The sequence below is a fragment of the Microbacterium testaceum genome (genome assembly GCF_029761935.1).
GTDB lineage: Bacteria > Actinomycetota > Actinomycetes > Actinomycetales > Microbacteriaceae > Microbacterium > Microbacterium testaceum_A.
Genome location: NZ_CP121699.1, coordinates 3,045,463 through 3,067,696, shown reverse-complemented (window position 1 = coordinate 3,067,696; position 22,234 = coordinate 3,045,463). Strand labels below are relative to the sequence as shown.

General features: G+C 71.3%; 25 protein-coding genes, 1 tRNA gene and 1 pseudogene. 14 read left to right on the top strand and 13 right to left on the bottom strand.

The genetic code is table 11. The features are described from left to right. Positions 1-2: 2 nt before the first annotated feature. The 5 genes from QBE02_RS14720 to QBE02_RS14700 form a co-directional block, all read right to left on the bottom strand. A tRNA-Ser gene (locus tag QBE02_RS14720) sits at positions 3-94 on the bottom strand. Positions 95-116: 22 nt separating this feature from the next. Continuing rightward, positions 117-857 (bottom strand): MgtC/SapB family protein, encoded by a 741-nt coding sequence (locus QBE02_RS14715; RefSeq protein ID WP_279366388.1) that lies wholly within the window; start codon positions 855-857, stop codon positions 117-119. A 52-nt stretch (positions 858-909) separates the two neighbouring features. Then, a complete protein-coding gene (locus QBE02_RS14710; protein ID WP_279366387.1) occupies positions 910-1,836 on the bottom strand; it encodes an acetamidase/formamidase family protein in 927 nt (308 codons plus the stop codon). Then, entirely contained in the window at positions 1,833-3,257 is a 1,425-nt protein-coding gene (locus tag QBE02_RS14705) for an APC family permease (protein ID WP_279366385.1), read from the bottom strand. Before QBE02_RS14705 ends, QBE02_RS14710 begins: the two co-directional genes overlap by 4 nt. 35 nt (positions 3,258-3,292) lie before the next feature. Further along, on the bottom strand, positions 3,293-4,183 hold the full coding sequence (locus QBE02_RS14700) for a proline iminopeptidase-family hydrolase (protein WP_279366384.1): 891 nt from the start codon (positions 4,181-4,183) through the stop codon (positions 3,293-3,295). 78 nt (positions 4,184-4,261) lie between these two features. Here QBE02_RS14700 and QBE02_RS14695 point away from each other — a divergent pair, with 78 nt between their 5' ends. Next, positions 4,262-5,005, top strand: coding sequence for a FadR/GntR family transcriptional regulator (locus tag QBE02_RS14695; protein ID WP_279366383.1), 744 nt, complete (start codon positions 4,262-4,264; stop codon positions 5,003-5,005). Positions 5,006-5,008: 3 nt separating this feature from the next. On the opposite strand, the gene QBE02_RS14690 is transcribed toward QBE02_RS14695, so the two are convergent. Both QBE02_RS14690 and QBE02_RS14685 read right to left on the bottom strand, forming a co-directional pair. Beyond that, entirely contained in the window at positions 5,009-5,584 is a 576-nt protein-coding gene (locus tag QBE02_RS14690; protein WP_279366382.1) for a GNAT family N-acetyltransferase, read from the bottom strand. Beyond that, positions 5,581-5,952 carry a MerR family transcriptional regulator gene (locus QBE02_RS14685; RefSeq protein WP_279366381.1) on the bottom strand — a complete coding sequence of 124 codons (372 nt, stop codon included), beginning with the start codon at positions 5,950-5,952 and terminating at the stop codon, positions 5,581-5,583. The genes QBE02_RS14690 and QBE02_RS14685 overlap by 4 nt, the downstream gene beginning before the upstream one ends. 118 nt (positions 5,953-6,070) lie before the next feature. Here QBE02_RS14685 and QBE02_RS14680 point away from each other — a divergent pair, with 118 nt between their 5' ends. Beyond that, entirely contained in the window at positions 6,071-7,564 is a 1,494-nt protein-coding gene (locus QBE02_RS14680) for a SulP family inorganic anion transporter (protein WP_279366380.1), read from the top strand. A gap of 27 nt (positions 7,565-7,591) precedes the next feature. Here the strand turns inward: QBE02_RS14680 and QBE02_RS14675 are convergent, their stop codons facing one another. Further along, the gene (locus QBE02_RS14675) at positions 7,592-8,527 is read right to left on the bottom strand and encodes an AraC family transcriptional regulator (protein ID WP_279366379.1); all 936 of its coding nucleotides are present in this window, start codon (positions 8,525-8,527) and stop codon (positions 7,592-7,594) included. A gap of 417 nt (positions 8,528-8,944) precedes the next feature. Between QBE02_RS14675 and QBE02_RS14670 the strand changes: the two genes are divergently transcribed. After that, positions 8,945-9,286, top strand: coding sequence for a hypothetical protein (locus QBE02_RS14670; protein WP_279366378.1), 342 nt, complete (start codon positions 8,945-8,947; stop codon positions 9,284-9,286). Positions 9,287-9,322: 36 nt separating this feature from the next. Here QBE02_RS14670 and QBE02_RS14665 read toward each other — a convergent pair whose 3' ends face one another. Further along, on the bottom strand, positions 9,323-9,775 hold the full coding sequence (locus QBE02_RS14665) for a MarR family winged helix-turn-helix transcriptional regulator (RefSeq protein WP_279366376.1): 453 nt from the start codon (positions 9,773-9,775) through the stop codon (positions 9,323-9,325). A 216-nt stretch (positions 9,776-9,991) separates the two neighbouring features. Between QBE02_RS14665 and QBE02_RS14660 the strand changes: the two genes are divergently transcribed. The 5 genes from QBE02_RS14660 (at position 9,992) to QBE02_RS14640 (ending at position 14,528) form a co-directional block, all read left to right on the top strand. After that, on the top strand, positions 9,992-10,180 hold the full coding sequence (locus tag QBE02_RS14660) for a hypothetical protein (RefSeq protein ID WP_279366375.1): 189 nt from the start codon (positions 9,992-9,994) through the stop codon (positions 10,178-10,180). Between the two features lie 173 nt (positions 10,181-10,353). Further along, positions 10,354-11,550: a glycosyltransferase gene (locus QBE02_RS14655; protein WP_279366374.1), complete on the top strand. Its 1,197-nt coding sequence runs from the start codon at positions 10,354-10,356 to the stop codon at positions 11,548-11,550. Positions 11,551-11,627: 77 nt separating this feature from the next. Then, entirely contained in the window at positions 11,628-12,722 is a 1,095-nt protein-coding gene (locus tag QBE02_RS14650; RefSeq protein WP_279366373.1) for a type III polyketide synthase, read from the top strand. Positions 12,723-12,757: 35 nt separating this feature from the next. Next, positions 12,758-13,423, top strand: coding sequence for a methyltransferase domain-containing protein (locus QBE02_RS14645; RefSeq protein WP_431844600.1), 666 nt, complete (start codon positions 12,758-12,760; stop codon positions 13,421-13,423). After that, positions 13,416-14,528 carry an FAD-dependent oxidoreductase gene (locus QBE02_RS14640; RefSeq protein WP_279366371.1) on the top strand — a complete coding sequence of 371 codons (1,113 nt, stop codon included), beginning with the start codon at positions 13,416-13,418 and terminating at the stop codon, positions 14,526-14,528. The genes QBE02_RS14645 and QBE02_RS14640 overlap by 8 nt, the downstream gene beginning before the upstream one ends. Positions 14,529-14,681: 153 nt before the next feature. Here the strand turns inward: QBE02_RS14640 and QBE02_RS14635 are convergent, their stop codons facing one another. Continuing rightward, positions 14,682-15,509 carry a UbiA family prenyltransferase gene (locus QBE02_RS14635; RefSeq protein WP_279366370.1) on the bottom strand — a complete coding sequence of 276 codons (828 nt, stop codon included), beginning with the start codon at positions 15,507-15,509 and terminating at the stop codon, positions 14,682-14,684. A gap of 237 nt (positions 15,510-15,746) precedes the next feature. Here QBE02_RS14635 and QBE02_RS14630 point away from each other — a divergent pair, with 237 nt between their 5' ends. Continuing rightward, positions 15,747-16,637: an SDR family NAD(P)-dependent oxidoreductase gene (locus QBE02_RS14630; RefSeq protein ID WP_279366369.1), complete on the top strand. Its 891-nt coding sequence runs from the start codon at positions 15,747-15,749 to the stop codon at positions 16,635-16,637. Here the strand turns inward: QBE02_RS14630 and QBE02_RS14625 are convergent. Together QBE02_RS14625 and QBE02_RS14620 are read right to left on the bottom strand one after the other, a co-directional pair. Then, on the bottom strand, positions 16,567-17,076 hold the full coding sequence (locus tag QBE02_RS14625) for a DUF2231 domain-containing protein (RefSeq protein ID WP_279366368.1): 510 nt from the start codon (positions 17,074-17,076) through the stop codon (positions 16,567-16,569). The genes QBE02_RS14630 and QBE02_RS14625 overlap by 71 nt on opposite strands. Further along, positions 17,073-17,953: pseudogene (locus tag QBE02_RS14620) on the bottom strand (manganese catalase family protein). Before QBE02_RS14620 ends, QBE02_RS14625 begins: the two are co-directional and overlap by 4 nt. A 244-nt stretch (positions 17,954-18,197) precedes the next feature. Here QBE02_RS14620 and QBE02_RS14615 point away from each other — a divergent pair. Next, positions 18,198-18,653, top strand: coding sequence for an Hsp20/alpha crystallin family protein (locus tag QBE02_RS14615; RefSeq protein ID WP_056229676.1), 456 nt, complete (start codon positions 18,198-18,200; stop codon positions 18,651-18,653). A gap of 203 nt (positions 18,654-18,856) precedes the next feature. On the opposite strand, the gene QBE02_RS14610 is transcribed toward QBE02_RS14615, so the two are convergent. Further along, on the bottom strand, positions 18,857-19,216 hold the full coding sequence (locus QBE02_RS14610) for a hypothetical protein (RefSeq protein ID WP_056229680.1): 360 nt from the start codon (positions 19,214-19,216) through the stop codon (positions 18,857-18,859). Between the two features lie 321 nt (positions 19,217-19,537). Between QBE02_RS14610 and QBE02_RS14605 the strand changes: the two genes are divergently transcribed. The 4 genes from QBE02_RS14605 (at position 19,538) to QBE02_RS14590 (ending at position 22,150) form a co-directional block, all read left to right on the top strand. Further along, positions 19,538-19,846: a helix-turn-helix transcriptional regulator gene (locus tag QBE02_RS14605; protein ID WP_279366367.1), complete on the top strand. Its 309-nt coding sequence runs from the start codon at positions 19,538-19,540 to the stop codon at positions 19,844-19,846. Positions 19,847-19,961: 115 nt separating this feature from the next. Next, a complete protein-coding gene (locus QBE02_RS14600) occupies positions 19,962-20,288 on the top strand; it encodes an ATP-dependent DNA ligase (RefSeq protein WP_279366366.1) in 327 nt (108 codons plus the stop codon). A gap of 85 nt (positions 20,289-20,373) precedes the next feature. Further along, positions 20,374-21,567, top strand: coding sequence for an NAD(P)/FAD-dependent oxidoreductase (locus QBE02_RS14595; RefSeq protein ID WP_279366365.1), 1,194 nt, complete (start codon positions 20,374-20,376; stop codon positions 21,565-21,567). Positions 21,568-21,697: 130 nt separating this feature from the next. Then, on the top strand, positions 21,698-22,150 hold the full coding sequence (locus QBE02_RS14590; protein ID WP_279366364.1) for an SRPBCC family protein: 453 nt from the start codon (positions 21,698-21,700) through the stop codon (positions 22,148-22,150). Positions 22,151-22,234: the final 84 nt, after the last annotated feature.

Below are 22,234 nucleotides of genomic sequence, written 5' to 3'. Positions count from 1 at the left end.
TGTGGCGGAAGTGACAGGATTTGAACCTGCGAGGCGAGTTACCCCGCCTACATGGATTCCAGCCATGCTCCTTAGGCCGCTCGGACACACTTCCAAGGGACGATCTTACACGGCGCTCACCCTCGCCCGAATCGCCGCCGGGTTCGGACGGTCATCGGACTGTCCTCGGCTCTCCACGACATCGCGCGGACGCCGGTGTCTCGCGAGAGCCGGGTCGTCACGGCATCCAGGAACTCGGGCGCGTCGCCCTCGATGAGCAACTCGGCCTCGAGAACGACGCCGTCCGACTCGTCACCGGAGCCCTCGTCTTCGTGGCTCGACATCGCGAGGACCAGGACGTCGGGCGACTCCAGAACGTCGGACAGCAGCTCGCGCACCTCTTCCTCGCGTTCATCCATCGCGCGCACGGTCAACACGAACGCGCCGATCGTTTCGGCGTTGGCGTCGGGGGCACGGTCGACCAGACGGCCGAGCGGGCGCAGCAGAAGGTGCACCAGGAGCACGAGCGTTGTCATCGCGAGCGCGGGAACGACCAGACCTCCGGCAGCCAGGCACCCGACGGCCGCCGAACACCAGAGCGTCGCGGCCGTGTTCAGACCCTGCACGGAGAGCCCTTGACGAAGAATCACCCCGCCGCCGAGGAAGCCCACCCCCGACACGACGTAGGCCGCGATCTGCAGCGATCCCTGACCGACCCCCAGCTCGCTGCCGAACAGCACGAACGCGGCGGCTCCCATCGCCACGAGGGCCTGCGTGCGAAGACCCGCCGTGCGGGACCGGTACTGCCGTTCCAGGCCGATCAGCATGCCGCAGCCGGCCGCGAGAAGAAGTCGGAGCACGAAGTCGAGATCAGCCATGCAAGGCACTCCCCTCGACGGGCTTGAGAGTGGAGATCACCGGCGCAGTATGTCAGAGCACGCTTTTGGGCAACCGGTGAAGGGTCACCGCCCCCACGGCGCGGAACGGATGCAGCGGGTCAGGCGCCTCCGAGCCCGTCGGGCCGCCCAGTTCGCTGTGCACGAGGGCGCTCATGACCGCGTACGCGTCCATCCGGTCCCACCCGCGCACGTCCACGAGATCGTCGAAGACGTCTTCGTAGCCGCGTCGGACGCTCTCCTGCACCGGGTCGCCGAGGCCGACGAAGATCCACTCCTCGTCGGTCTCGACGCGGGGCGCGCGCAGATCGGCATCCGGGATCACCTCGATCGAGACCACGGCGACCCCCGCCGCCTCGATCGCGACGAACGACGACTCGCCCCGGGCCATGACGGCGTGGATGTCGCCGATCGACAGGAGGGCTCCCTCGACCTCGACAGGCAGGTAGACGGTGGCCCCCGGGGCGACCTCGGTGAGGTCCATGTTGCCGCCGAGGGCGGTGGTCGGCATGACCGTCGAGTTCGTTCCGGCGGCGGGCGCCGTGCCGATGCAGCCGATCATCGGGCGCGCGGGCACCACGTGACGCTCGGTCAGGTGAACGCCCGCCGCGTCGATCGGGATGCGCCGGCTGACGACGTGGTCGGGCATGCGGTGCTGCAGGGCGCCTGCGCCGGGAAGGCTCTGCGACCATCCGTACGCGCCGAGACGGATCTCGTGCACGTTCACCACGAGGGCGTCGCCGGGCTTCGCCCCCTCGACGTACACGGGGCCCGTCACGGGGTTGATCGGCGCCTGGAGGGCAGCGAGATCGCCGTGGTCGTGCAGTTCGGCGTAGACCGCGTCGTCGGTCTCGAACGCGATCCTCTCCCCTGTTCCAGGGCGGATGCGCAGCACCGGGGGCACCGACGCGTCGTACCCCGGGCGACCGTGCTCCTTGCCGAGCCAGTGCTCCTCGGTCACCGGGAGGCCACCTCTCCGCCGCCTTCGCCGGCGGTGGCCGTGGCGTGCTCGGGCAGGGGGCCGGTGGCCCCGCCGTTCTTGCGGGCGAAGATCAGGTAGACGATCCCGCCGACGACCAGCCACAGGATGCCGCCGATCTTGGCGGTCATGTCGGCGTTGAGCAGCACGTAGCCGATGATCAGGAAGCCGACGAGCGGCACGACGAGGTGCAGGAGGTAGTTCTTCGACTTCTTCTTGCCGAGGTAGTACGCCGCAACCGACACGTGCAGCAGCATGAAGCCGAGCAGGGCACCGAAGTTGACCAACGACGAGATCACCGCGATCTGCCCGACGAAGAACAGCACCAGCACGAGCGAGATCGCGCTCACGAGCAGAATCGCCGCCATCGGCACCTGGCGCGAGGTGACCTTCGAGAGGAAGGCGGGAAGGCGCCGGTCGCGGCTCATCGAGTAGAGCAGGCGCGAGGTCGCCGCCTGGGCCGCGACCGCGTTGGCGATACCCACCGCGATGACGTTGACCGCGAGGAAGGCGGTCGCCCACCCGCTGCCGGCGGCCTTGGCGACGAGCAGGAAGAACGCGTTGTTGACCTCGTCGTCACCGAAGGCGACCGTGCCGGCGGCCAGGGCGCTGGCGAACCAGGTCTGCGCGATGAAGAGCACCGCGACTACGAGCAGGGCGATGATCATGGCGCGGCCGCCCGATCTCCGGTCACCGGTGGACTCCTCGGCCATCGTGGAGATGCCGTCGAAGCCGAGGAAGCTCAGCACCGCGATCGAGAGGGCGGTGGCGATGAGCGCGGGGTTGACCTTCTCGGCATCCCACAGCGGAGCCATCGTAAACTCGGCGCCCGGGATCGTGCCGGACGACAGGGCGGCCATGGCGATCACGACGAAGATCACCACGAAGGCGAGCTGGATGGCGAGCATGACGCGGTTGGCGATCTTGATCGAGCCGATGCCGAGCACGTTGATGACGGTGTTGATGACGACGAAGGCCACGGCCCAGATCCACTGCGGCACGTCGGGGAAGATGCCCGCCATCGACGAGGCGGCGAAGACGTAGAGCAACGTGGGGACGAGCAGGTAGTCGAGCAGGATCGCCCAGCCGGCGAAGAAGCCGACCGTGGGGTGCAGGCCGCGACCGACGTACGAGAACACGGAGCCGGCGATCGGGAACGCCTTCGACATCTGCGCGTAGGCGAGGGCGGTGAAGATCATCGCGATCACGCCGGTGAGGTACACCAGCGGAACCATGCCGCTCGCGGCGTTGAACACGACGCCGAAGATCGCCCACGGGGCGATGGGCACCATGAAGACGAGACCGTAGACCACGAGGTCGAAGGTGGACATGGAGCGCTTGAGCTCCTGCTTGTAGCCGAACGACTCCAGCGACTGCTGGGCCTCGGGGGCGGGGTGCGACATCGGGTCTCCTGGTTCGGGTGGGGTAGGGGCGGGTGTCAGGGAAGGGGCGCGAGGAAGTCGGCGATGACCGCGCGGAAGGCGTCGGGCATCTCGAGGTGGGTGCAGTGGCTCGCTCCGGCGAACACGTGCGAGCGGGCGCCGGGGATGTGCGCGACGAAGGGCTCCCACGTCTCGGGGGTGGCCTCGTCGAACTCGCCGGCGACGACGAGCGTCGGAACGGCGACCTGGGGCAGGCGGTCGATGATCGTCCAGTCACGGCCCGTCCCGACGACGTGGAACTCGTTCGGGCCGTTCATCGTGAAGTAGACCGTGGGGTCAGCGAGCATCTGCTGCTCGCTGTCGACAAAGTCCTGCGGCATCGGCGTGACGCGGCACACGTGACGCTCGTAGAACACGCGCGTGGCCTCGGCGTACTCGGGGTCGTCGAGGGTGCCGGCGGCCTCGTGCCGGTCAAGGGCCTCGCGGGCATCGTCGGGGAGTTCGGCGCGCAGTCGCGCCGCTCCCGCGAGCCAGAGGGCCATGGATGCCGGGGAGTTGCAGATCTCGAGGCTCCGCAGCCCCGCGGGCTGACGCACGGCGATCTCGGCGCCGAGCATGCCACCCCACGACTGACCGAGCACGTGGTATTCGTCGAAGCCGAGGGCCTCGCGCAGGTTGTGGAACTCGTCGACGAAGAGCTGGGGCACCCACTGCGAGGCCGGGGCGTCGGGGTGGTGCGAGCTCTTGCCGCACCCGATCTGGTCGTAGTGCACCACGGTGCGCCCGGTCAGATCGGCGAGGGCGTCGAGGTTCGAGACGTAGTTGTGCGCCATCCCCGGGCCGCCGTGCAGCACGAACAGGGGCGCTGCGCCGGTGGGCTCGGCCGGTTCGGTCAGACGGGCCCAGGTGTAGCCGTCGCGGAAGGGGACGGTGATCTCGCGTTGCATGGAGTCATCGTGGACCCCTTAAAGGTGCGTTGGCAAACCTTTTCTGCGGAATTAACATGGGAGAAACGACGGGAGCCCATGGCCGACACCGACGACGCCTCCCTGGTGGAGCGCGTGACCGAGCGACTGATCACCGCCGTGGCGGTGGGAGAGTTCCTTCCGGGCACCCGTCTTCCCGCCGAGCGCGACCTCTCGCCCCTCCTGGGTGTCGGGCGGACGACGGTGCGCGCGGCCCTCGACGACCTGTCGACCCGGGGCCTGATCGAGCGCCGTCGCGGCCGGGGCGGCGGCACCTTCGTCGCCGAGGACTGGCCGGCATCGATCGTGGTCGGCGTCGACCGGTGGTTCGAGGAGCGCTGGAGCGACCTCGTCGACGCGTGCACGGCGAGCTCGATGCTGCACTCCTCGCTCGCGCGCCTGGCCGCCGAGCGGCGCACCGACGCCGACATCACCGCGATGCGGGGCCGCCTCGACGACTTCCACGCCGCGGAGTCGGGCGACCCGAAGCAGCGCGCCGACAGCCTGCTGCACCTCGCCATCATCGACGCCGCGCACAACACCGCGCTTCGCGACATCCTCCTCGAGCACGAGCGGCACCTCTCGCTCTCGGCCCCGGCCCACCCGTGGGGCGATCGCGGGAGCCACCGCCGCATGGAGACCCGCGCCGCGCGCGAGCACGACGCGATCGTCGACGCGATCGTGCAGGCCACCCCCGACGAGGCCGCCGAACTCGCCCGCCGACACGTGCAGATCGACCTCGAACTGTTCACCGAGGCGCGGGAGTTCGCCCGCCGCCGTGCGGCCGAGGCCTCGACCGGCTGAGCCTCAGCCGCGCAGGCGCTCCTCGAGACCCGCGCGCACGGCGGGCCATTCGTCACGCAGGATCGAGAAGTACAGCGTGTCCGAGACGCTCCCGTCGGGGGCGATGCGGTGCTGCCGCAGGCGCCCCTCGCGCGTGGCGCCGAGGCGCTCGATGGCGCGAGCACTGCGCTCGTTGCGCGCGTCGCAGCGCAGCGCCACGCGATTGACCCCCCACCCCTCGAACGCGTGCGCGAGCAGCAGCAGCTTCGCGGCGGGGTTGGTGCGACCGCCCTGGAAGGCGCGGCCGTACCAGGTCGTCCCGATCTCGACCCGCCCCTGCGCGGGCATGTACTCGTAGAACGTCGTCGCGCCGCGGACCTGGCCGGTCTCGGCATCCCGCACCGTGAAGGCGTACAGACCCGGGGTCGCGTTCTGCTGCTCGACGCGAGCGGCGTAGGCCTCGACCGAGTCCGCCCAGGGCGTGGTCATGCGACTCCACAGCTCGGCGTCGGTCAGCGGCCAGGCCTCGGCCGCGTCGGCGGCTCGAGCGGAAGACAGCCGGATGCCGTGACCCTCGAGCGTGATCTCGTGCGCGGTCACCGTGCCTCCAACTGGGCGATGAATTCGTCGGCCGCGGCGACCTTGCGGCGGAGGTCTTCTCGCCGCTGGTGCGCTTCGTCGCGGATGTCGGCGAGCTGCGCGCGGAGTGCGTCGTCGGAGGGGTCGACCTCGAGACCGTCGACCACGGCCAGCAGCTCACCCATCTGCTCGAGGGAGTAGCCGAGCGGTTTCATGCGGCGAATGAGGAGCAGTCGCGACTCGTCGTCGGCCGTGTAGAGACGGAAGCCGCCCTCGCTGCGGGCCGAGGGACGCAGCAGACCGATCTCGTCGTAGTGACGGAGCGTCCGAATCGACAGCGCCGTCCGCTCGGCGAGCTCGCCGATCTGCATCGGTCGCACCTCGGTCATCGCATCCCCGATCCCGCAACCCTCTCGTTACGGTAGAGTCTCCTTCGTCGCGATCGCGACCCCCCTATTCTTCCCCGCGCCGACGCGGGTCCCCTCCCCTACCTCCTGGAGACTCTCCATGACCTCTGCCATCGCGCGCCCGCGCACCGAGCCCACCGTCCTGCAGGCCCTGCGCTCCCCCCGCCTGCTGACCCGCGAAGTGCTCGCCGGCCTCGTCGTCGCCATCGCCCTCATCCCCGAGGCGATCGCGTTCTCGATCATCGCCGGCGTCGACCCGCGCCTCGGCCTGTTCTCGTCCTTCGTCATGGCGGTCGCCATCGCGTTCCTCGGCGGACGCCCCGCGATGATCTCGGCCGCGACCGGCGCGATCGCTCTCGTCATCGCCCCCGTCGCCCGCGAGCACGGGGTCGACTACCTGCTCGCGACGGTGATCCTCGGCGGCATCCTGCAGGTGATCCTCGGCCTGCTCGGGGTGGCCAAGCTCATGCGCTTCATTCCGCGCAGCGTCATGGTGGGCTTCGTCAACGCGCTCGCGATCCTCATCTTCACGGCGCAGGTGCCGCAGCTGATCGGCGTGCCGTGGGCCGTCTACCCGATCGCCGCGGCGGGCCTCGCGATCATGTACCTCCTGCCGCGCATCACCAAGGTCGTGCCCGCCCCGCTCGTGGCGATCGTGCTGCTGACCGGCGCCGCGGTCGTCTTCGGCATCTCGGTCCCCACGGTCGGCGACCAGGGCGCGCTGCCCGAGAGCCTGCCCGCCCTTCTGTTGCCGAACGTCCCGCTGACCGGCGAGACGCTCGCCATCATCCTGCCCTTCGCCGTCGCCATGGCGATCGTCGGCCTGCTCGAATCGCTCATGACCGCCGCCCTCGTGGACGACATCACCGACACCCCCTCGTCGAAGACGCGCGAGTCGCTCGGACAGGGCGCCGCGAACGTGCTGTCGGGTCTGTTCGGCGGAATGGGCGGCTGCGCGATGATCGGCCAGACGATGATCAACGTGAAGGCGTCGGGGGCGCGCACCCGTATCTCGACCTTCCTGGCCGGCGTCTTCCTGCTCGTGCTCGTGCTCGCCTTCGGCGACGTCGTCGCCGTCATCCCGATGGCGGTGCTGGTGGCCGTGATGATCGTGGTGTCGATCGCGACCTTCGACTGGCACAGCATCCGCCCCTCGACTCTTCGTCGGATGCCGCTGAGCGAGACGGTCGTGATGATCCTCACGGTCGCGATCACGGTGTGGACGCACAACCTCGCGATCGGCGTGGGCGTGGGCGTGGTCGCCGCCGCCGTCCTGTTCGCCCGCCGAGTCGCCAGCGTCACCTCCGTGACGCGCGAGGTGGAGGGCGACACCGCCCGCTATACCGTGGAGGGCGAGCTGTTCTTCGCCTCGAGCAACGACCTGACGACGAAGTTCGCGTACCACGACGACCCGCGACACGTGGTCATCGACCTCTCGCGCTCGCACGTGTGGGATGCCTCGACGGTCGCCGCTCTCGACGCGGTGCAGACGAAGTACGCCCACCTCGGCACGACGGTCGAGATCGCGGGGATGAACGCCACTGCCGCCCGGTTGCACGCGCGCCTGAGCGGAGGGCTCGGCGCCGGGCACTGACCGCGGGAGCCGCCCAAACTCTCGGCTCTACGACCTCAGCGTGGTCGACGGCGTCTCGCCGAATTCTCCGCGGTACATCGCGGCGAAGCGTCCCAGGTTCGAGAAGCCCCAGCGCGCGGCGATCGCCGCCACCGTCTCGACGGAGGGATCCGCGCTGCGCAGCTCCGCGCGCGCCGCATCGAGCCGGACGCGGCGCAGGTACTGCATCGGCGTACGGCCGGTGGCCGCGCGAAAGGCGTACTGCAGGCCGCGCGGAGACAGGCGAGCTGCCTGGGCGATGTCCGACAGCACGACCGGCTCGGCCGCGTGGGCCTCGACGTAGGCCTTGGCCCGACGCACCGGCGCGGGCAGGGGACGCGACGGGCGGCCGGCGGCCAGCGCCTCGGTGAAGGTCGTGGGGAACGCCAGCAGAGACGCCTCCAAGAGCAGGGTGCGCGCCTGCTGCTCGATGATCGGGGTGCGCTCGGGCGAGCGCAGCAGGATGTCGCGCGCGTACTCCCAGGTGCGCGACCAGTACCGCAGACGCTGCTCGCTCACCGGCGCGTAACCGGTGGGCCGGACCCTCAGGGTGTCATCGCCGGACAGGCGGCGCGCGGCCTCGTCGAACTCGGTCCGCGCGAACGAGACGGCGGTGCCCGCGATACGCCCCGTGAACGCGATCTCGAGAGGGCGATCCACCACCATGAACGGCACCGCCGTGTCGATGCGTTCGCGGCGGTAGGTGCCCGACACCCGCGGTCCGGCGATACGACCGACCACGACCTGATCGAGGGGGTCGGACTCGACCAGCATCGTCGAACCGATCGTGTAGTCGCAGAAAGCGAAACCGGGCTCGGATGCCGCGTGCCAGGCGAGTGCCGGCTGGATCACCTCGGCGCGCGAGATGCGCGCTCCGGGAACCACGGTCTGCCACAGGTGCTCCACCGTCTCGGCGTCACGGGTTTCGATGTTGGTGTGCTCCACGCCTTTTTCCTAAACAGTCCGAGAATGTGCGGCAAGGCCATTGCGCTCCATCGCGGAGGCCACTATGGGAACGCTCTCACGCCGTGCAGCTCTCAGGACCGCGGTGTCGTGGATGCCCCCCATCCGCATTCACGCTATCGCTCATAGGAAAAACAATGCGCAATTCGGCACTTTCGGCCCCAAGGCGCGAAACGACGTCCTCGATGCGAAAAGTGGACCGCGTCCACATTGACCGGAAAGCGGAACACCGGCGAGCATTCCACCGCGGCATCCCTGCCGCACGACGATCGCTCCTCGTTCCCCGGCGTGTGGTCGTCTGACGCCTCGGAGCGGAACTCGTGACCCGCTCCGAGGCGCGATTCCTCGCGCATAATGGGAGGGGTCGCCGCGGGGCGTCCGGCCGTCGAAAGGACCCTCATGCCGTTTCGGACGATGACCACGCTGCAGGCCTGGGTCGATGATTTCCGGGCCCTCGGCTACGACGACGCGTCGATCCTGCGCGTGATTCCCCAGGACAGCGAGGACGGCGCCGACGCCGGACTCATCGCCGCCCAGCTGAAGAGCGTGTCGACGACGTTCTTTGTCGCGCCGGGGCCGGAGCAGAACTCGACCGAGTGGGCGGTCACCTTCGAACCGCGCGAAGATGCCGCGCCGCTGCCCGCGGGCCGCGTCATGGCCCTGTCCGGCGAACTAGCGACGCTCTCGGCCCTCTGCTCGTTCCTGCAGGCTCGTTCGGAAGCGTTCCTCGCGGACATCTGAGGACGACTCACGCCGCGACCGACCCCGCCGAGGACCTCAGCCGCCGGCGTGCGCCGTGATGTGCGTGAGCAACAGCGCGACGCGTCGTGCTTCTTCGGGATCGAGTTCGGCGACCGCCTCTTCCACCGCCGCGTCGAACGCGCGCAGCTGCGACCACGGCGGGGCGCCGAGATCGACGATCGCGGTGATGTGGTTGACGCGACGGTCCTCGGCGTCGAGATCGCGGCGCACGGCTCCGCGCTGCACGAGCCGGTCGATGAGAGTGGTCACGCCGGCCGATGTGATGCCGAGATGGTCGCGGACGTGCGTGGGCCGGGCTCCGGGGTTCTCCGCGACGAAAAGCAGGGCGCGCGCGTCGAGCTCGTTCAGAGACAGCTCTCGACGGGCCTCCGCGGCGGCGACGCGACGCGCTTCTCCATAGGAGAGAAGGGCGCGACCGAGCTCCGACCCCGGCGAGGGGGGAGGCGAAGAATCGGGGGACGAGTGCACGACCCATGATCGTACTCATTCCTGCCCAGCGCGCGCGCAGCTTGCACGGAGCGCCCCCGCGTGTTCCACGGGCCCCCGGCGGGCGAACCGGGGGCCAAGCGCACCCGGTGACGCCTGTCAAGCCGGTCTCGGCCCCCGCCACCGCGGTCTATGACGGAGGGAGAGCCGTCGGGAGACGGCCGGACCCCGTCGGGAGACGGGAATGAGGAGAACACCATGATCTACGGACAGCAGAGCGAACGACAGACGGGCTCGGTGTGGAGCATCGCCATGACGGCCGCCATGGGCAACGGCATCGGCCCGCGCTCGATCGAGGAGTCGCCCGCGCCGCGCGCGGAGAAGCGGTGGCCCTGGTCGCGCACGGCCCCGTCCGGCGAAACGATGGTCGTCGCGCACCGCGCCTAATCACCCACCCCTTCACCCGGCGCGTCGGCTTCTTCCCCCGGAAGTCGGCGCGTCGGCTCGTGTCCGGGCGTTCACACGATGGTCTCTGCCGTGTAACCCACCGCACGGGGTCGAGGCCTCAGCATGGGACGACCGCATCCGCGGTGGTAGATCCCGGCTGGAAAGCGACCCCGATGACCCGACCCGTGCGCGTGCTCTCGCTCTACGAAGGCTTCTTCGCCGGAGGGGCGAGGATCCTGCATTCCGACGTCGTGGCGGGTCTCGCCTCCGACGGATCGCAAAAGCATCGCGTGCTGTCGCTCACCTCGGCCGCGCGCCGCGACGCTTCCCTCCAGTTCGCGCGCGACGACACCCGCTTCCGCCGCCTGCAGGACCGCGGGGTTCGCATCGACACCTTCGACCGTGTCGCGGGCGATCGACCGCTGGCTCCCGAGGGGTTCTCGCGGATCGAGCTGGAGCACGCCGCGCGACTGTTCGACGAGGCCGATGTCATCCTCTCGCTCAAGGAGCAGCCGCTGAGCCTCGTGGTCGCGCTCGAGCGCGCCGGACTGCTGCCCGACCGGCCGGTCGCGGCCTGCCTCCACCGATCCGACCCCACCCATTCCGGCCCCGCACTGGGCTGGTTGGTCGAGGCCGCCGATTCCGGCGCGGTGAGCGCGACGATCGCGTGCGCCGAATCCACCTCCCGCGCCTACGCGCGCGCCGGCGTCTCCGCCGGTGAGGCGTGGGTCATCGACAACGGCATCGACACCCGCCGCTTCCGCCCCGGCACGCGCGCCGAGCGCCGACGGATCCGCGGGGGTCTCGGCATCCCGGACTCCGCCCCCGTCGTCCTTCTGGCGGCGCGCTTCGACGCCATGAAGGACCCGGGGCTGTTCCTCCGCGCCGTCGCGGCTCACGCGCGGACCGCGCCCGGCACGCACTACGTGGTGTGCGGGTCGGGTATGACCCGCACCAACCCCGCTTTCGTCTCGTTGCTGGCCGACAGCGGTGTCGACGACGGGGTGGCGCTGCACGCCCTCGGGCTTCGCGAGGACATGCCGGAGCTGTACCGGATCGCCGACATCGTCGCGCTGACCAGCGCTTTCGGTGAGGCGTCTCCGCTGTGTCTCGTCGAGGGAGCGGCATCCGGAGCCGTCCCGGTGACCACGGACGTCGGAGACGCGGCGCGCCTGGTGGAGGGGTTCGGGCTCGTGACCGGGCGCGAGGTCGACGCGATCGTCGAGGCGTGGGGAGACGCCCTCGCCCTCGGCCCGGCGCTGCGGGCAGCCGCTCTCGCGGCCCGGGGGCGCATGGACCGGGGACGCATGATCGCCGACTACCGGACGACCGTCGAGGGCCTGCTCGTCTCGCGCATGCTCGCGGCCTGAGACCCGCCACTGTAGACGGCGGGTCGACACGACGCCATCCCCGCCGAGGGGCGCGAGAACCGTGTCTACAGTGAGTCATGACCGCCCGCATCCTCTCGATCGGCACGGCCCTGCCCGACACTCGTGTCGACCAGTCGACCCTGCGTGACCTGTTCGCCGCACAGCCCGGATTCGACCGCAAGGCCCAACGTCTGGTGGGCGCCGCGTTCGATGCGGCGGCCATCGACACCCGCCACGTGGTGCTCCCGCAGCTCGCGGGCGGTGAGGGCGGAGCGCTCGGGGTCCTCGACGGCGACACCCTGCTCATGCCCCCGACCGGAGCGCGCAACGACGAGTACCGCCGCACCGCTCCGCCCCTTTCCGCGGAGGCCTCGCGCGCCGCGATCGCCGGGTCGGGACGGACTCCGGATGCCATCACCCACGTCGTGACCGTCTCGTGCACCGGGATGTTCGCGCCCGGACCCGACTATCACCTGGTCCGCGACCTCGGCCTCTCCCCCACCGTCGAGCGCTACCACCTCGGGTTCATCGGCTGCGCGGCGGCGATCCCGGCCCTGCGTCTCGCGGCGCGCATCGTCGGCGACGACCCCGACGCGGTCGTCCTCGTCTCGTGCACCGAACTGTGCTCGCTGCACTGGCAGACCTCGTCCCACCCCGACCAGATCGTCGCCGCCTCGGTGTTCGCCGACGGGGCGGGGGCCGCGGTCGTGGCATCCGGAGACCCCTCCCGGGCGGGCTTCGACCTCGACGGTTTCGCGACGCACGTGACCGACGAGGGCGAGAAGGACATGGCGTGGACCGTCGGCGACTCGGGGTTCGAGATGACGCTGACCCCCGAGGTTCCGCGCATCATCGGCCGCGAGATCTCGGCGATCGCCGCCGACGTGATCGGCGACCTCGACGAGGTCGACGCGTGGGCGGTGCATCCCGGCGGACGCAGCATCCTCGACCGGGTGGAGAGCGCCCTGTCGCTGGATGCCACGGCCCTGGCCCCCTCGCGGGAGGTGCTGCGTCAGCACGGCAACATGTCGAGCGCGACGCTGCTGTTCATCCTGCGCGACCTGCTCGCGGACTCCGCGCGCGGCGACGGAGACCGCGTCGCGGCTCTCGCGTTCGGCCCGGGGCTCACGGTGGAGGCGGCGCGTCTGACACTGCGCCGCCCGGCGGCGTGACGGGGTTGTCTCAGCGCGACGTCGCGCTGACCGAGATGATGGACGACCCCGACTGCGATCCCCGGGCGCTCGCGGCCACCTACCGCCGCTTCGACCTCGTGAACCGCCTCGTCTCGGCCTGGGGGCACGTCTACCGCACGCGGGTGCGGCCGGAACTGCGCGCCCTGGGGCGCCCCGCGCGCGTTCTCGACCTGGGCTGCGGTGGAGGGGACGTGCTCGTGCGGCTGGCGGGTTTGGCCGCGCGCGACCGCTTCACGGTCGAGTGCGTCGGAGCCGACCCCGACCCGCGCGCGATCTCAGCCGCTCGCGACCGCGGCCGCCCCGGGGTGCGCTTCGTCGCGCAGGACTCGACGGCCCTGCTCGCCGCCGGGGAGCGTTTCGATCTCGTCATCTCGAACCACGTGCTGCACCACCTCGACGCGGCGGCGCTGGCGAGCTTCACCGGCGACTCGCTCGCCCTGTCGACCGGCACCGTGCTGCACGCCGACATCGCCCGCGGGCGTCTGGCGTACGCCCTGTACGCCGTCGGCATCGCGCCGCTGTCGGCGGGCACGTTCCTGCGCGTCGACGGCCTCCGTTCGATCCGCCGAAGCTATCGCGCGCCCGAGCTCGCCGCGGCTCTCGGCTCGCCCTGGCGCGTGGATACCCCGGCGCCGTTCCGGGTGCTCGCGGTCGCCCGCGGGGAGGCCGGGAATGACTGAGGTCCTCGTCGTCGGCGCCGGCCCCGTGGGACTGGCGTTGGCCGCCGACCTGCGTGCGCGCGGCGTCGACGTCGCCCTCGTCGAGCGCCGCACCGAGGTCGGCGCGGGAACGCGGGCGATCGGCATCCACTCCCCCGCCCTCGCCCTGCTCGAGGCCTCGGGCGCCACGGACGGGATCCTCGACCGCGCGGTGCGGATCGCCCGCGGAGAGGCGCAGGCCGACGGGCGCTTGCTCGCCGCGATCCACTTCGACCGGCTGCGGGCGCGGCATCCGTACGTGGCGGCGCTGCCGCAGTCCGACACGATCGAGGTGCTGACGGCCCTGGCCCCGCCGGTGCGGCGCGGCGTGACCGTGGAGTGGCTGCGACAGGACGGCGGCGGCGTGCGGGTCGGGGTCGCGGGCGGCGGCGAGCTGCGCGCGAAGGTCGTGGTCGTGGCCTCCGGATGGGCGGGACGCTCGCTGGTGTACCGCGACGGGGCCGTGCGCACCCACCACTACCCCGACCGCTACGTCATGGCCGACGTCACCGCGCCGGGCGGACCGATCGCGCGCGTGCACCTCGAGCGCGACGGCGTGGTCGAATCGTTCCCCCTCCCCGGCGGGCGCCGACGGCTCGTCGCCTGGGCGGGTCGGGAAGAGGTTCCGGATGCCGCGGGCTTCCTCCACGACGCCGTGGCTCGACGCACGGGGCTCGAGGTCGACACCGCGGGCGCCTCGACCTTCGGCGTCCGGCGGGCGGTGGCTCCCGCACTGCGTCGGGGCCGGGTGATCGTCGTCGGCGACGCCGCGCACGAGGTGAGCCCGATCGGCGGACAGGGCATGAACCTCGGACTGCTCGACGCGCTGACCCTCGCGCCGCTGCTCGCCCCGTGGGTCCGCGCGGGCGACGAGGCGGGCCTGGACCGTTGGGAGCGCGACCGGCTCGCGTCCGCCCGCCACGCCGCGCGCCTGGCGTTCCTCAACACCCTGCTCGGTCGGGCCGCCGCCCCCGTCGCGCACGCGGTGCGTACCGCGGGGCTGCGCGCGGGCCTGCGTGGAACGGGCGGGGCGCTGTTCACCCGGGCGTACGCGATGCGGTTCGACCGGGCGGCACCCGGGACCTGAGCCGCCGCGCCGGCGGGAGACGTGCACAGCGGCGGATGCCGTGCGCGGCACGCCGCCGAAGACGCCGTTGCCGCGGCGTGCCGGGGTCGGCGCCCGCCGTTGGGCGCGGCCGACGATCGACCGGCCTCATCCGCGACGTCGACCGGCCGAGTCTCAGGCGGCCACGAGCTGGGCGGCCAGCACCAGGGCGGCGAGCATCGTGAGTTGGAACACCGCGCGCCCGGGAGGGCGCACGAACACCAGCACCGCGGCGCCGACGGCGAGCGCGAGGACGGCGACGAAGAAGGCGACGCCGAGGGCCGTGGCATCCGTCCCGAAGAAGACGGCGAGCGCCCCGGCGGCGATCCCCACCGCCGCGAGCACCACGGAACGGCGCGCGCCCAGTCGGTGCGGCAGGCCCCGCACCCCCGTGCGGCGGTCGTCGTCGAGATCGCGGACGACGTTGGTCAGGTGGACGGCGGCACCGAGGGCCGCCCCCGCCAGCGACGCCCACCACGCGGCGAGCATCGGCGGCGAAAGGGACAGGGTCGCGAACGAGGGGAAGAGTCCGAAGCTCAGCACGAAAGGCGCAATCGAGACGGGCGTCGACTTGAGCCCCGCATTATAGGCCCAGGCCGAGGCGAGAGCGACGGCGTGAGCAGCGACGAGGCCTGGTCCGAGCGGCAGCGACAGCACGACGGCGAGGATCGCGGATGCCACGGCCACCGCGAGCGCGCGCTCCGGGGTGACCGCTCCCCCGGCGATGGGCTTGTCGGTGCGTCCGACCGCGGCGTCGCGGGCACCGTCGATCGCGTCGTTCGAGAGACCGACCGAGACCTGACCGGCGAAGACCGCGGCGACCAGCACCGCGAGGCGCCAGGTCTCGAGTCCCGCGGCGACGCCCAGGGCGAGCGACAGGACGGTCACGACGAGCGTGGGCCCGGGGTGGGTCGCGCCCCACAGGGCCCGCAGGGGCGACCTCGGGGTCACGCTATCCGTCACGCGTCCGACGCTACCGCGCGGCGGCGGTTCGCCGGCCTCCGTCGTGCATAGCGGCGGAATCTCCCACGACGCGCCGCGGACCGGCATCCGGGGACGGCGTGTCGACCGCGCGGCCCGCCGTCGTGCACGCGCCGGTGGCTGCCGCCGTCCGTCAACCCCCGCGGCATCCGACCCGTCGCCGCCTACCGTCGCGACAGCCGGGGCAGCAGCGTTCCGCACAAGCCTCGAGGAGCCCCGATGCCCCAGGTCGTCGTCATCACTGGAGGATCCCGCGGGATCGGCCGTGCCACCGCACTGCGTTTCGCCCGAGCGGGGGCGCGTCTCGTGCTGGTGGCCCGAGACGATGAGGCGCTCGCGTCGGCCGCGGCGGAGTGCCGAGCCCGCGGCGCCGAGGTGCAGACGGCGTCGATCGACCTCGCCCGCGCCGATGGCCCCCGGCGCGCTGCGGACCTCGCTCTGATGCGGTTCGGGCGGATCGACGTGTGGGTCGCCTCCGCCTCCGTCTTCTCGTACGGCTCTGTCGAGGACACCCCCGACGAGGTGCGCGACCGCGTCATCGAGACGAACCTCACCGGGCACATGCGCGCGGCCCGCGCCGTCATCCCCCATTTCCGCGCGGCGGGCCGGGGCACGATCGTCTTCGTCGGCTCCCTGTACTCGCAGGTGGCGGGCCCGTACGTCTCGTCCTACGTCGCCGCCAAGCACGGACTGCTCGGGTTCACGCGGTCGCTGCGGCAGGAGATGCTCGCTCATCGCGGCATCCGGGTGAAGATCGTGCTCCCGGCGAGCATCGACACGCCCATCTACCAGCGCGCCGCCAATTCGACGGGGCGCACGCCCTTCCCGCTCCCGCCGGTGGTGTCGGCCGACCGCGTCGCCCGGGCCATCGTGCGGGTGGCGCGAGGACCCCGACACGAGGTCGGGGTGGGAGCCGCGCAGTTCGTGACCCGCCCCCTGCAGTTCTTCGCTCCGCGCGTGTACGACCGCTTCATCCGTGCGCTGCAGCATGCCCTGGGGCTGCGCCGTCGCCCCGCCGCAGCGACCACCGGAGCGGTGCTCACCCCGCAGCACGACCCCGGCGCGGTGAGCGGGGGCTGGTCGCGCATCCCGCTGCGCCGCCCGCGCTGACCAGACCGGGAAGGACCCCGGATGCCATGGCATCCGGGGTCCCGTGGACAGCTTCAGGCTGCGGTCTCGAAGCCCTCTCGCTGCGTGTTCTCGCGAGCGCCGTGCGGTGAGCGGGGGTGCCCTTCGGGATGCGCGACATGTCGAGCAGCCCGAGCACCGAGGCGCCCACGGCTCCCCCGAGCCCGATGGCGATGAGCCAGCGCGAGCCTTGCGCGAATCCACGCGGATCGTCGGCGGCCAGGCTGAGCAGATCGAACACCAGGCTCGACGACCAGGCCCCGATGGGGATGGTCACCGCCACCGGGTGGAACGGGTGCCCGTACGGCCCCGCCACGATCGCCCGAGGCACCTTGGCCGCTCGCATCGCGGGGAAGCTCGCCCCGCTCCGCGGCGCCGAGACCGTCGAGGGCCCCGGCGTCGCGGCATCCGTCCCGCTCATTCCTTGTTCAGCGCGTCCTGCGCGCGCCCGGCGAGCTTCTCGAGCGTGTTCGGCAGCTCGGTCGTCCCGTAGAACCGCACGTCGGGCTTGGTGGGCGGGGGCATGGGCACGCCCGCGGGGGGCTCGGGCAGGTAGGTGAACTCGCCCCTGCCGTCGGGGGTCGGGCCCGAGGCCCACGTGCCGTCGCCGGCCTGGGCGCCGTCGCTGAAGTTGATGTACTGGTACGCCACGTCGCGGTCCTCCTTGTCGAGGGGGAAGTTGCTGAGCACGGGGAGCTTCTCGTAGCCCTCGGCCTGCAACTCGGCGGCGGCCGCTGCCCACTGGTTCTGGTGCATCGTGTCGCGCGCCAGCAGGAAGGCGAGCAGATCTTTCACGCCGTGGTCGTCGGTCTGGTGATAGAGCCGCGCGACCTGCACACGGCCCTGCATCTCGGCGTTCGCGTTCGCGGTGAAGTCGGCGAGCAGATTGCCGCTCGCGGTGATGAAGCTCCCCTGCCACGGGTTGCCGTTGGAATCGACGGGGCGCGCGCCGGCGCCCGCGACGATCCCGTGCTGGATGTCGGTGCCGCCGATCACGGCCGCCACGGTCGGGTCGTCCTGCACGGCCTCCTCGGTGATCCCGAGCGGCGACTTCTCGAGCAGCTGGGCGATCATGATCGCGAGCATCTCGACGTGGCCCATCTCCTCCGCGCCGATGCCGAACACCAGGTCGCGGTACTTGCCGGGCATGTGCATGTTCCAGGCCTGGAACTGGTATTGCATCGCGACGGAGATCTCGCCGTACTGCCCGCCGAGCACCTCCTGGAGTTTGCGGGCGTAGACCGCGTCGGGCTTGTCGGGGGTGGCGGAGTCGGCGGTTCTTGCCGGTGGAAGTACATGTCTCTCCTCACGGCGCCGGGGGGATGGCCGGGTGACCGGGGGCGCGTGAGGGCTACGAAACGTCTGTTTCCGCCCTTCACGCGCGGGGATTGTGGGGCGCCGCGACGTGGGCCACAATCGCGCGCCCGAGTCTTGGCACTCTCCAAGGGTGAGTGCTAATCTGAGTGCAGTTGAGCCGTACCGACTCAACTTCACAGAACATCCGGGATGCCGAGTCCCGACCGATCGAAAAGGAGAACGACCATGGCCACCTACGACCCCTTCCGCGACCTCGACCGCCTCGCGTCGACGCTCCTCGACGCCCGCCGCGGCGGTGGTCCGCGACGGATGCCGATGGACCTCTACCGCGACGGCGACCACTACGTGCTGGCCGCAGACCTGCCCGGTGTCGACCCCGGCTCGGTCGACATCGACGTCGACGGCCAGCTGCTCACCATTCGCGCCGAGCGCACCCTCGGCTCGGGCGAAGGCGTCAAGTGGATCACGCGTGAGCGCGAGACGGCGTCGTTCGTCCGCCAGCTCAACCTCGGCCAGGGCATCGACACCGACGGCATCAGCGCGTCGTACCGCAACGGCGTGCTGAGCGTGACGATCCCCGTCAGCGAGAAGGCGAAGCCCCGCCGCATCGCCGTCTCGACCGACGAGCGCGACGGCGTCATCGAGGCGCACGAGAGCACGCCTCAGCTGATCGAGCAGTAACGGCGCGATCTCGAGGGGCGGTCCTGCGGGGCCGCCCCTTTCGCGCGCCTGGGCGCGATGACGACGTCGCTTGTCAAGGGTCTGGCCTTTGCGCCCGCGCGATCGGAGAGTGCCGCGGTGCCCCGCCCGTCCGTCGCCGCGTGCGCGAGGGACGCAGCGAAGCCCCGGGCGTCGCGAACGGGCCCGGGGCTTTCGAGGGTGGGTCAGAGGTCTTCGGGAGCGAGATCGCCCTGGCCTTCTTCGCCGAGTTCGACCACGCCCGGGTCCATGCCCTGGGAGTCGGTGCCGGTGGACTCGGGGTGGATGTCCTCGAGCGGGATGTCGCTGTCATCGGCGGGGATCTCCGCCGGGTCGGCGCCCGTCGCGGTCGCCGGGTTGATGTCGTCGGGGTCGGCACCCTCGTCGAGGGCCGTCGTGGCGTCCCACTCCGCCTGCGCGGGGTCGAGCGTCGGGTCGGGCTCGATGGAGGTGTCGCCGTCGCGCAGGGGCTGCACGCCCGCGATACCCACGTCGGCGGCCGGGGTCGTCGCGTCGGGGGTCGGGTCGATCGAAGCGTCGCTCATGGGGGTCCTTTCGTGGGACGCACGTCACCGCCGGGATCAGCGGTCCCCTCATCAAACGGGGCGCACCGCCCGCGACCCCGCCCCTTGACACGCACGTCCCCGCCTTCGTACGGGGAAGAGACGGGATGCCGCCCCTCGCCGCGGCGGGAGGAACACCATGGCTGACAGGCTGACGGTCCGCTCGCGCGGAATCGACGACGTAGAGCGCGTCTGGCAGCGCTTCGTGCCGAGCGCACGACTGGAGCGCGTGGACCCGCAGCGGGTGTCGTCTACGTCGACGCCCTGCAACGCTCGCACCAGCGCAGGGCCGCCCCGCGCACCGTGCGCCGCGCGATCGCCCACATCGAGGCGCACGCGAAGGAACCTCTCACGCTCGAGGACATCGCCGTGGCATCCGGGATCTCCTCCCGCGGGCTCCAGCACGCGTTCCGCCGCGCGCTCGACACGACGCCGATGGAGTATCTGCGCCTGGTCCGCGTCGTCGGCGCGCACGAGGCGTTGCGCGCGGGCGTCCCGGTATCGGTCGCCGAGGTGGCCCGGCGGTGGGGCTTCTCAAGCGCCTCGCGCTTCGCGCGCTACCACCGCGATCACTACGGGCGGAACCCCGCGCAGGTCGCGCGCATGTTCTGACGCCGTAACGCCTTCGGTCTCGTCGTTGCGCGCGGCGTGCCGGGCCGTGCCCGATCGCACACAGCGAATGCACAGTGAAAAGCGGAGCGGGCACGGTGCCCGCGAGAGGACCACGTTGGGCACGTTCATCTACGAGAGCTGCGTTCGCAACGACTTCGAAGACCGTCTTGTCGCACACCTGCAGGTCGTCGTCGGCAACAAGCTGCGACGGGGCGAACCGTTCTCCTTCGTGTGGAAGGACGACATCAGCACGGGAGGCGGCCGCACCTCGGTGTGGGTCCACCCGCGCTCGAACCTGGTCTTCACCTTCAACGGAGGACGACCCCCGACCCTGAACCGCGCGTGGCTCGAGGCCCTCATGTCGACGGCGAACTCGCCCACCGGGCTCTACGTCGTGCCCGAGCCCGCCGAAGACGCCGCCCCGCCGGAGTCCTTCGCCTGACGCGTCGGACGCGGAGCGTCGGGTGTCAAGGCGCTGGCCGCACGCCGCTCGAGGCCCCACGGTGAGGGAGACGAGAGGATCCCCCATGACCGACTCCCCGCGCATCGTCGTGATCGGCGGCGGAAACGCCGGCCTGTCCGTCGCCGGGCGCCTGCACCGCGCGCGCCTCGGCGAGATCACCGTGATCGAGCCGCGCACGACCCACGTCTTCGCCCCTCTCCAATCGCACATCGCCGGAGGCACCGCGCGCGCGTCCGAAGCCTCGCGGCCGCAGGCCGACGTCATCCCTCCGGGAGTGCGGTGGCTGCGCGATGAGGCCTTCACGGTGGATGCCGACGCCCGGCGCGTGCACCTCGTCTCGGGCGGGCGGATCGACTACGACCAGCTCGTCGTCTGTGCGGGAATGCGCATGGCCTGGGAACAGGTCCCCGGTCTCCCCGAGGCCATGGCCGCCCCCACCGGAATCTCGAACTACGACTACCGGCTCGCCGCGAAGGCCTCCCCCGTGCTGCGCGACCTGCGCTCCGGGACGGTCGTCTTCACACAGCCGCCCGAACCCGCCTCCTGCGGAGCAGCCGCGCAGAAGCCCATGTACCTCGCGTGCGACTGGTGGCGGGCGATCGGGGTGCGCGACGACATCCGCGTCGTGTTCGTCTGCCCCGACCCCGTCCCCTTCGGGGTCCCGGCGATCGACGACGAGCTTCGCCGCAAGCTCGACGAGTACGGCATCGAGGTGCGGTATAGCCAGGATCTCCGACGGGTGGATGCCGACTCCCGCACGCTCGTCATCGGCCGGGGCGACACCGAGGAAACGATGGCGTACGACGTCCTGCACGCGGTCCCCCCACAGCGGGCGCCGGAGTGGATCGCGGGCAGCGGGCTGGCGGCATCCGACGATCCGCATGGCTTCGTCGATGTGGATCCCGAGACCTTGCAGCACGTGCGCCACCCGCAGATCTGGGCCGTGGGCGACGCAGCGACCGTCGCGACCCGACGCTCGGGAGGAGCGATCAGACAGCAGGCGAAGGCGCTCGTGAAGAACATGAAGGCCGCGATGGCGGGGCGTGCGCCCTCCGCGAAATACAACGGTTACAGCGTCGTCCCCTTCACCGTCTCGCGCGGCACCGTCGTGTTCGCAGAATTCGACCGGAGGGGCCGACTGCAGCCGACGGTGCCGTTCTGGCGCTCGCTCTACCGCGAGCGGCGACTGTCGTGGCTCGCGGATCGACGCATCCTGCCGTGGGTGTACTGGCACCTGATCCTGCGCGGCCGCGCCTGACGCCGCGGCCGGAGCAGACGGCACGCACGCGTATAGGCCACGAGGGCCGATCCCTCAACCCCCGGGCCTCGAGACCGGCGGCGAACGAAGACTGGGGGTAGCCCCGGAAACCACACGAAAAGAGGACACCATGGCACAGGTCATCGAAACCGTCGACGTCAACGTTCCCGTCCGCGTCGCGTACAACCAGTGGACGCAGTTCGAGGAGTTCCCGCACTTCATGAGCTTCGTGGAGTCGATCACGCAGAAGAACGAGACCCTCACGCACTGGAAGGTCAAGATCGCCGGTGCCGAGCGCGAGTTCGACGCCGAGATCACCGAGCAGCACCCCGACGAGCGCGTCGCGTGGAACAGCGTGGGCGGCGACGAGAACCACGCGGGCGTCGTCACCTTCCACCGCCTGTCCGACGACGAGACGCGCGTCACGGTCCAGATCGACTGGGCGCCCTCCGGCGTTCTCGAGAAGCTCGGTGCCGTCTTCGGCGCCGACGATCACTCCGTGAAGAAGGACCTCGAGAACTTCAAGAAGTACATCGAGTCGCGCGGTGCCGAGTCCGGCGCCTGGCGCGGCGACGTCAGCTGACGACCGCTCCCCCACGACGAAGCCGGGTCCCGCGAGGGGCCCGGCTTCGTCGTGTCAGGACGCGGGATGCCGCGGCATCCGCTC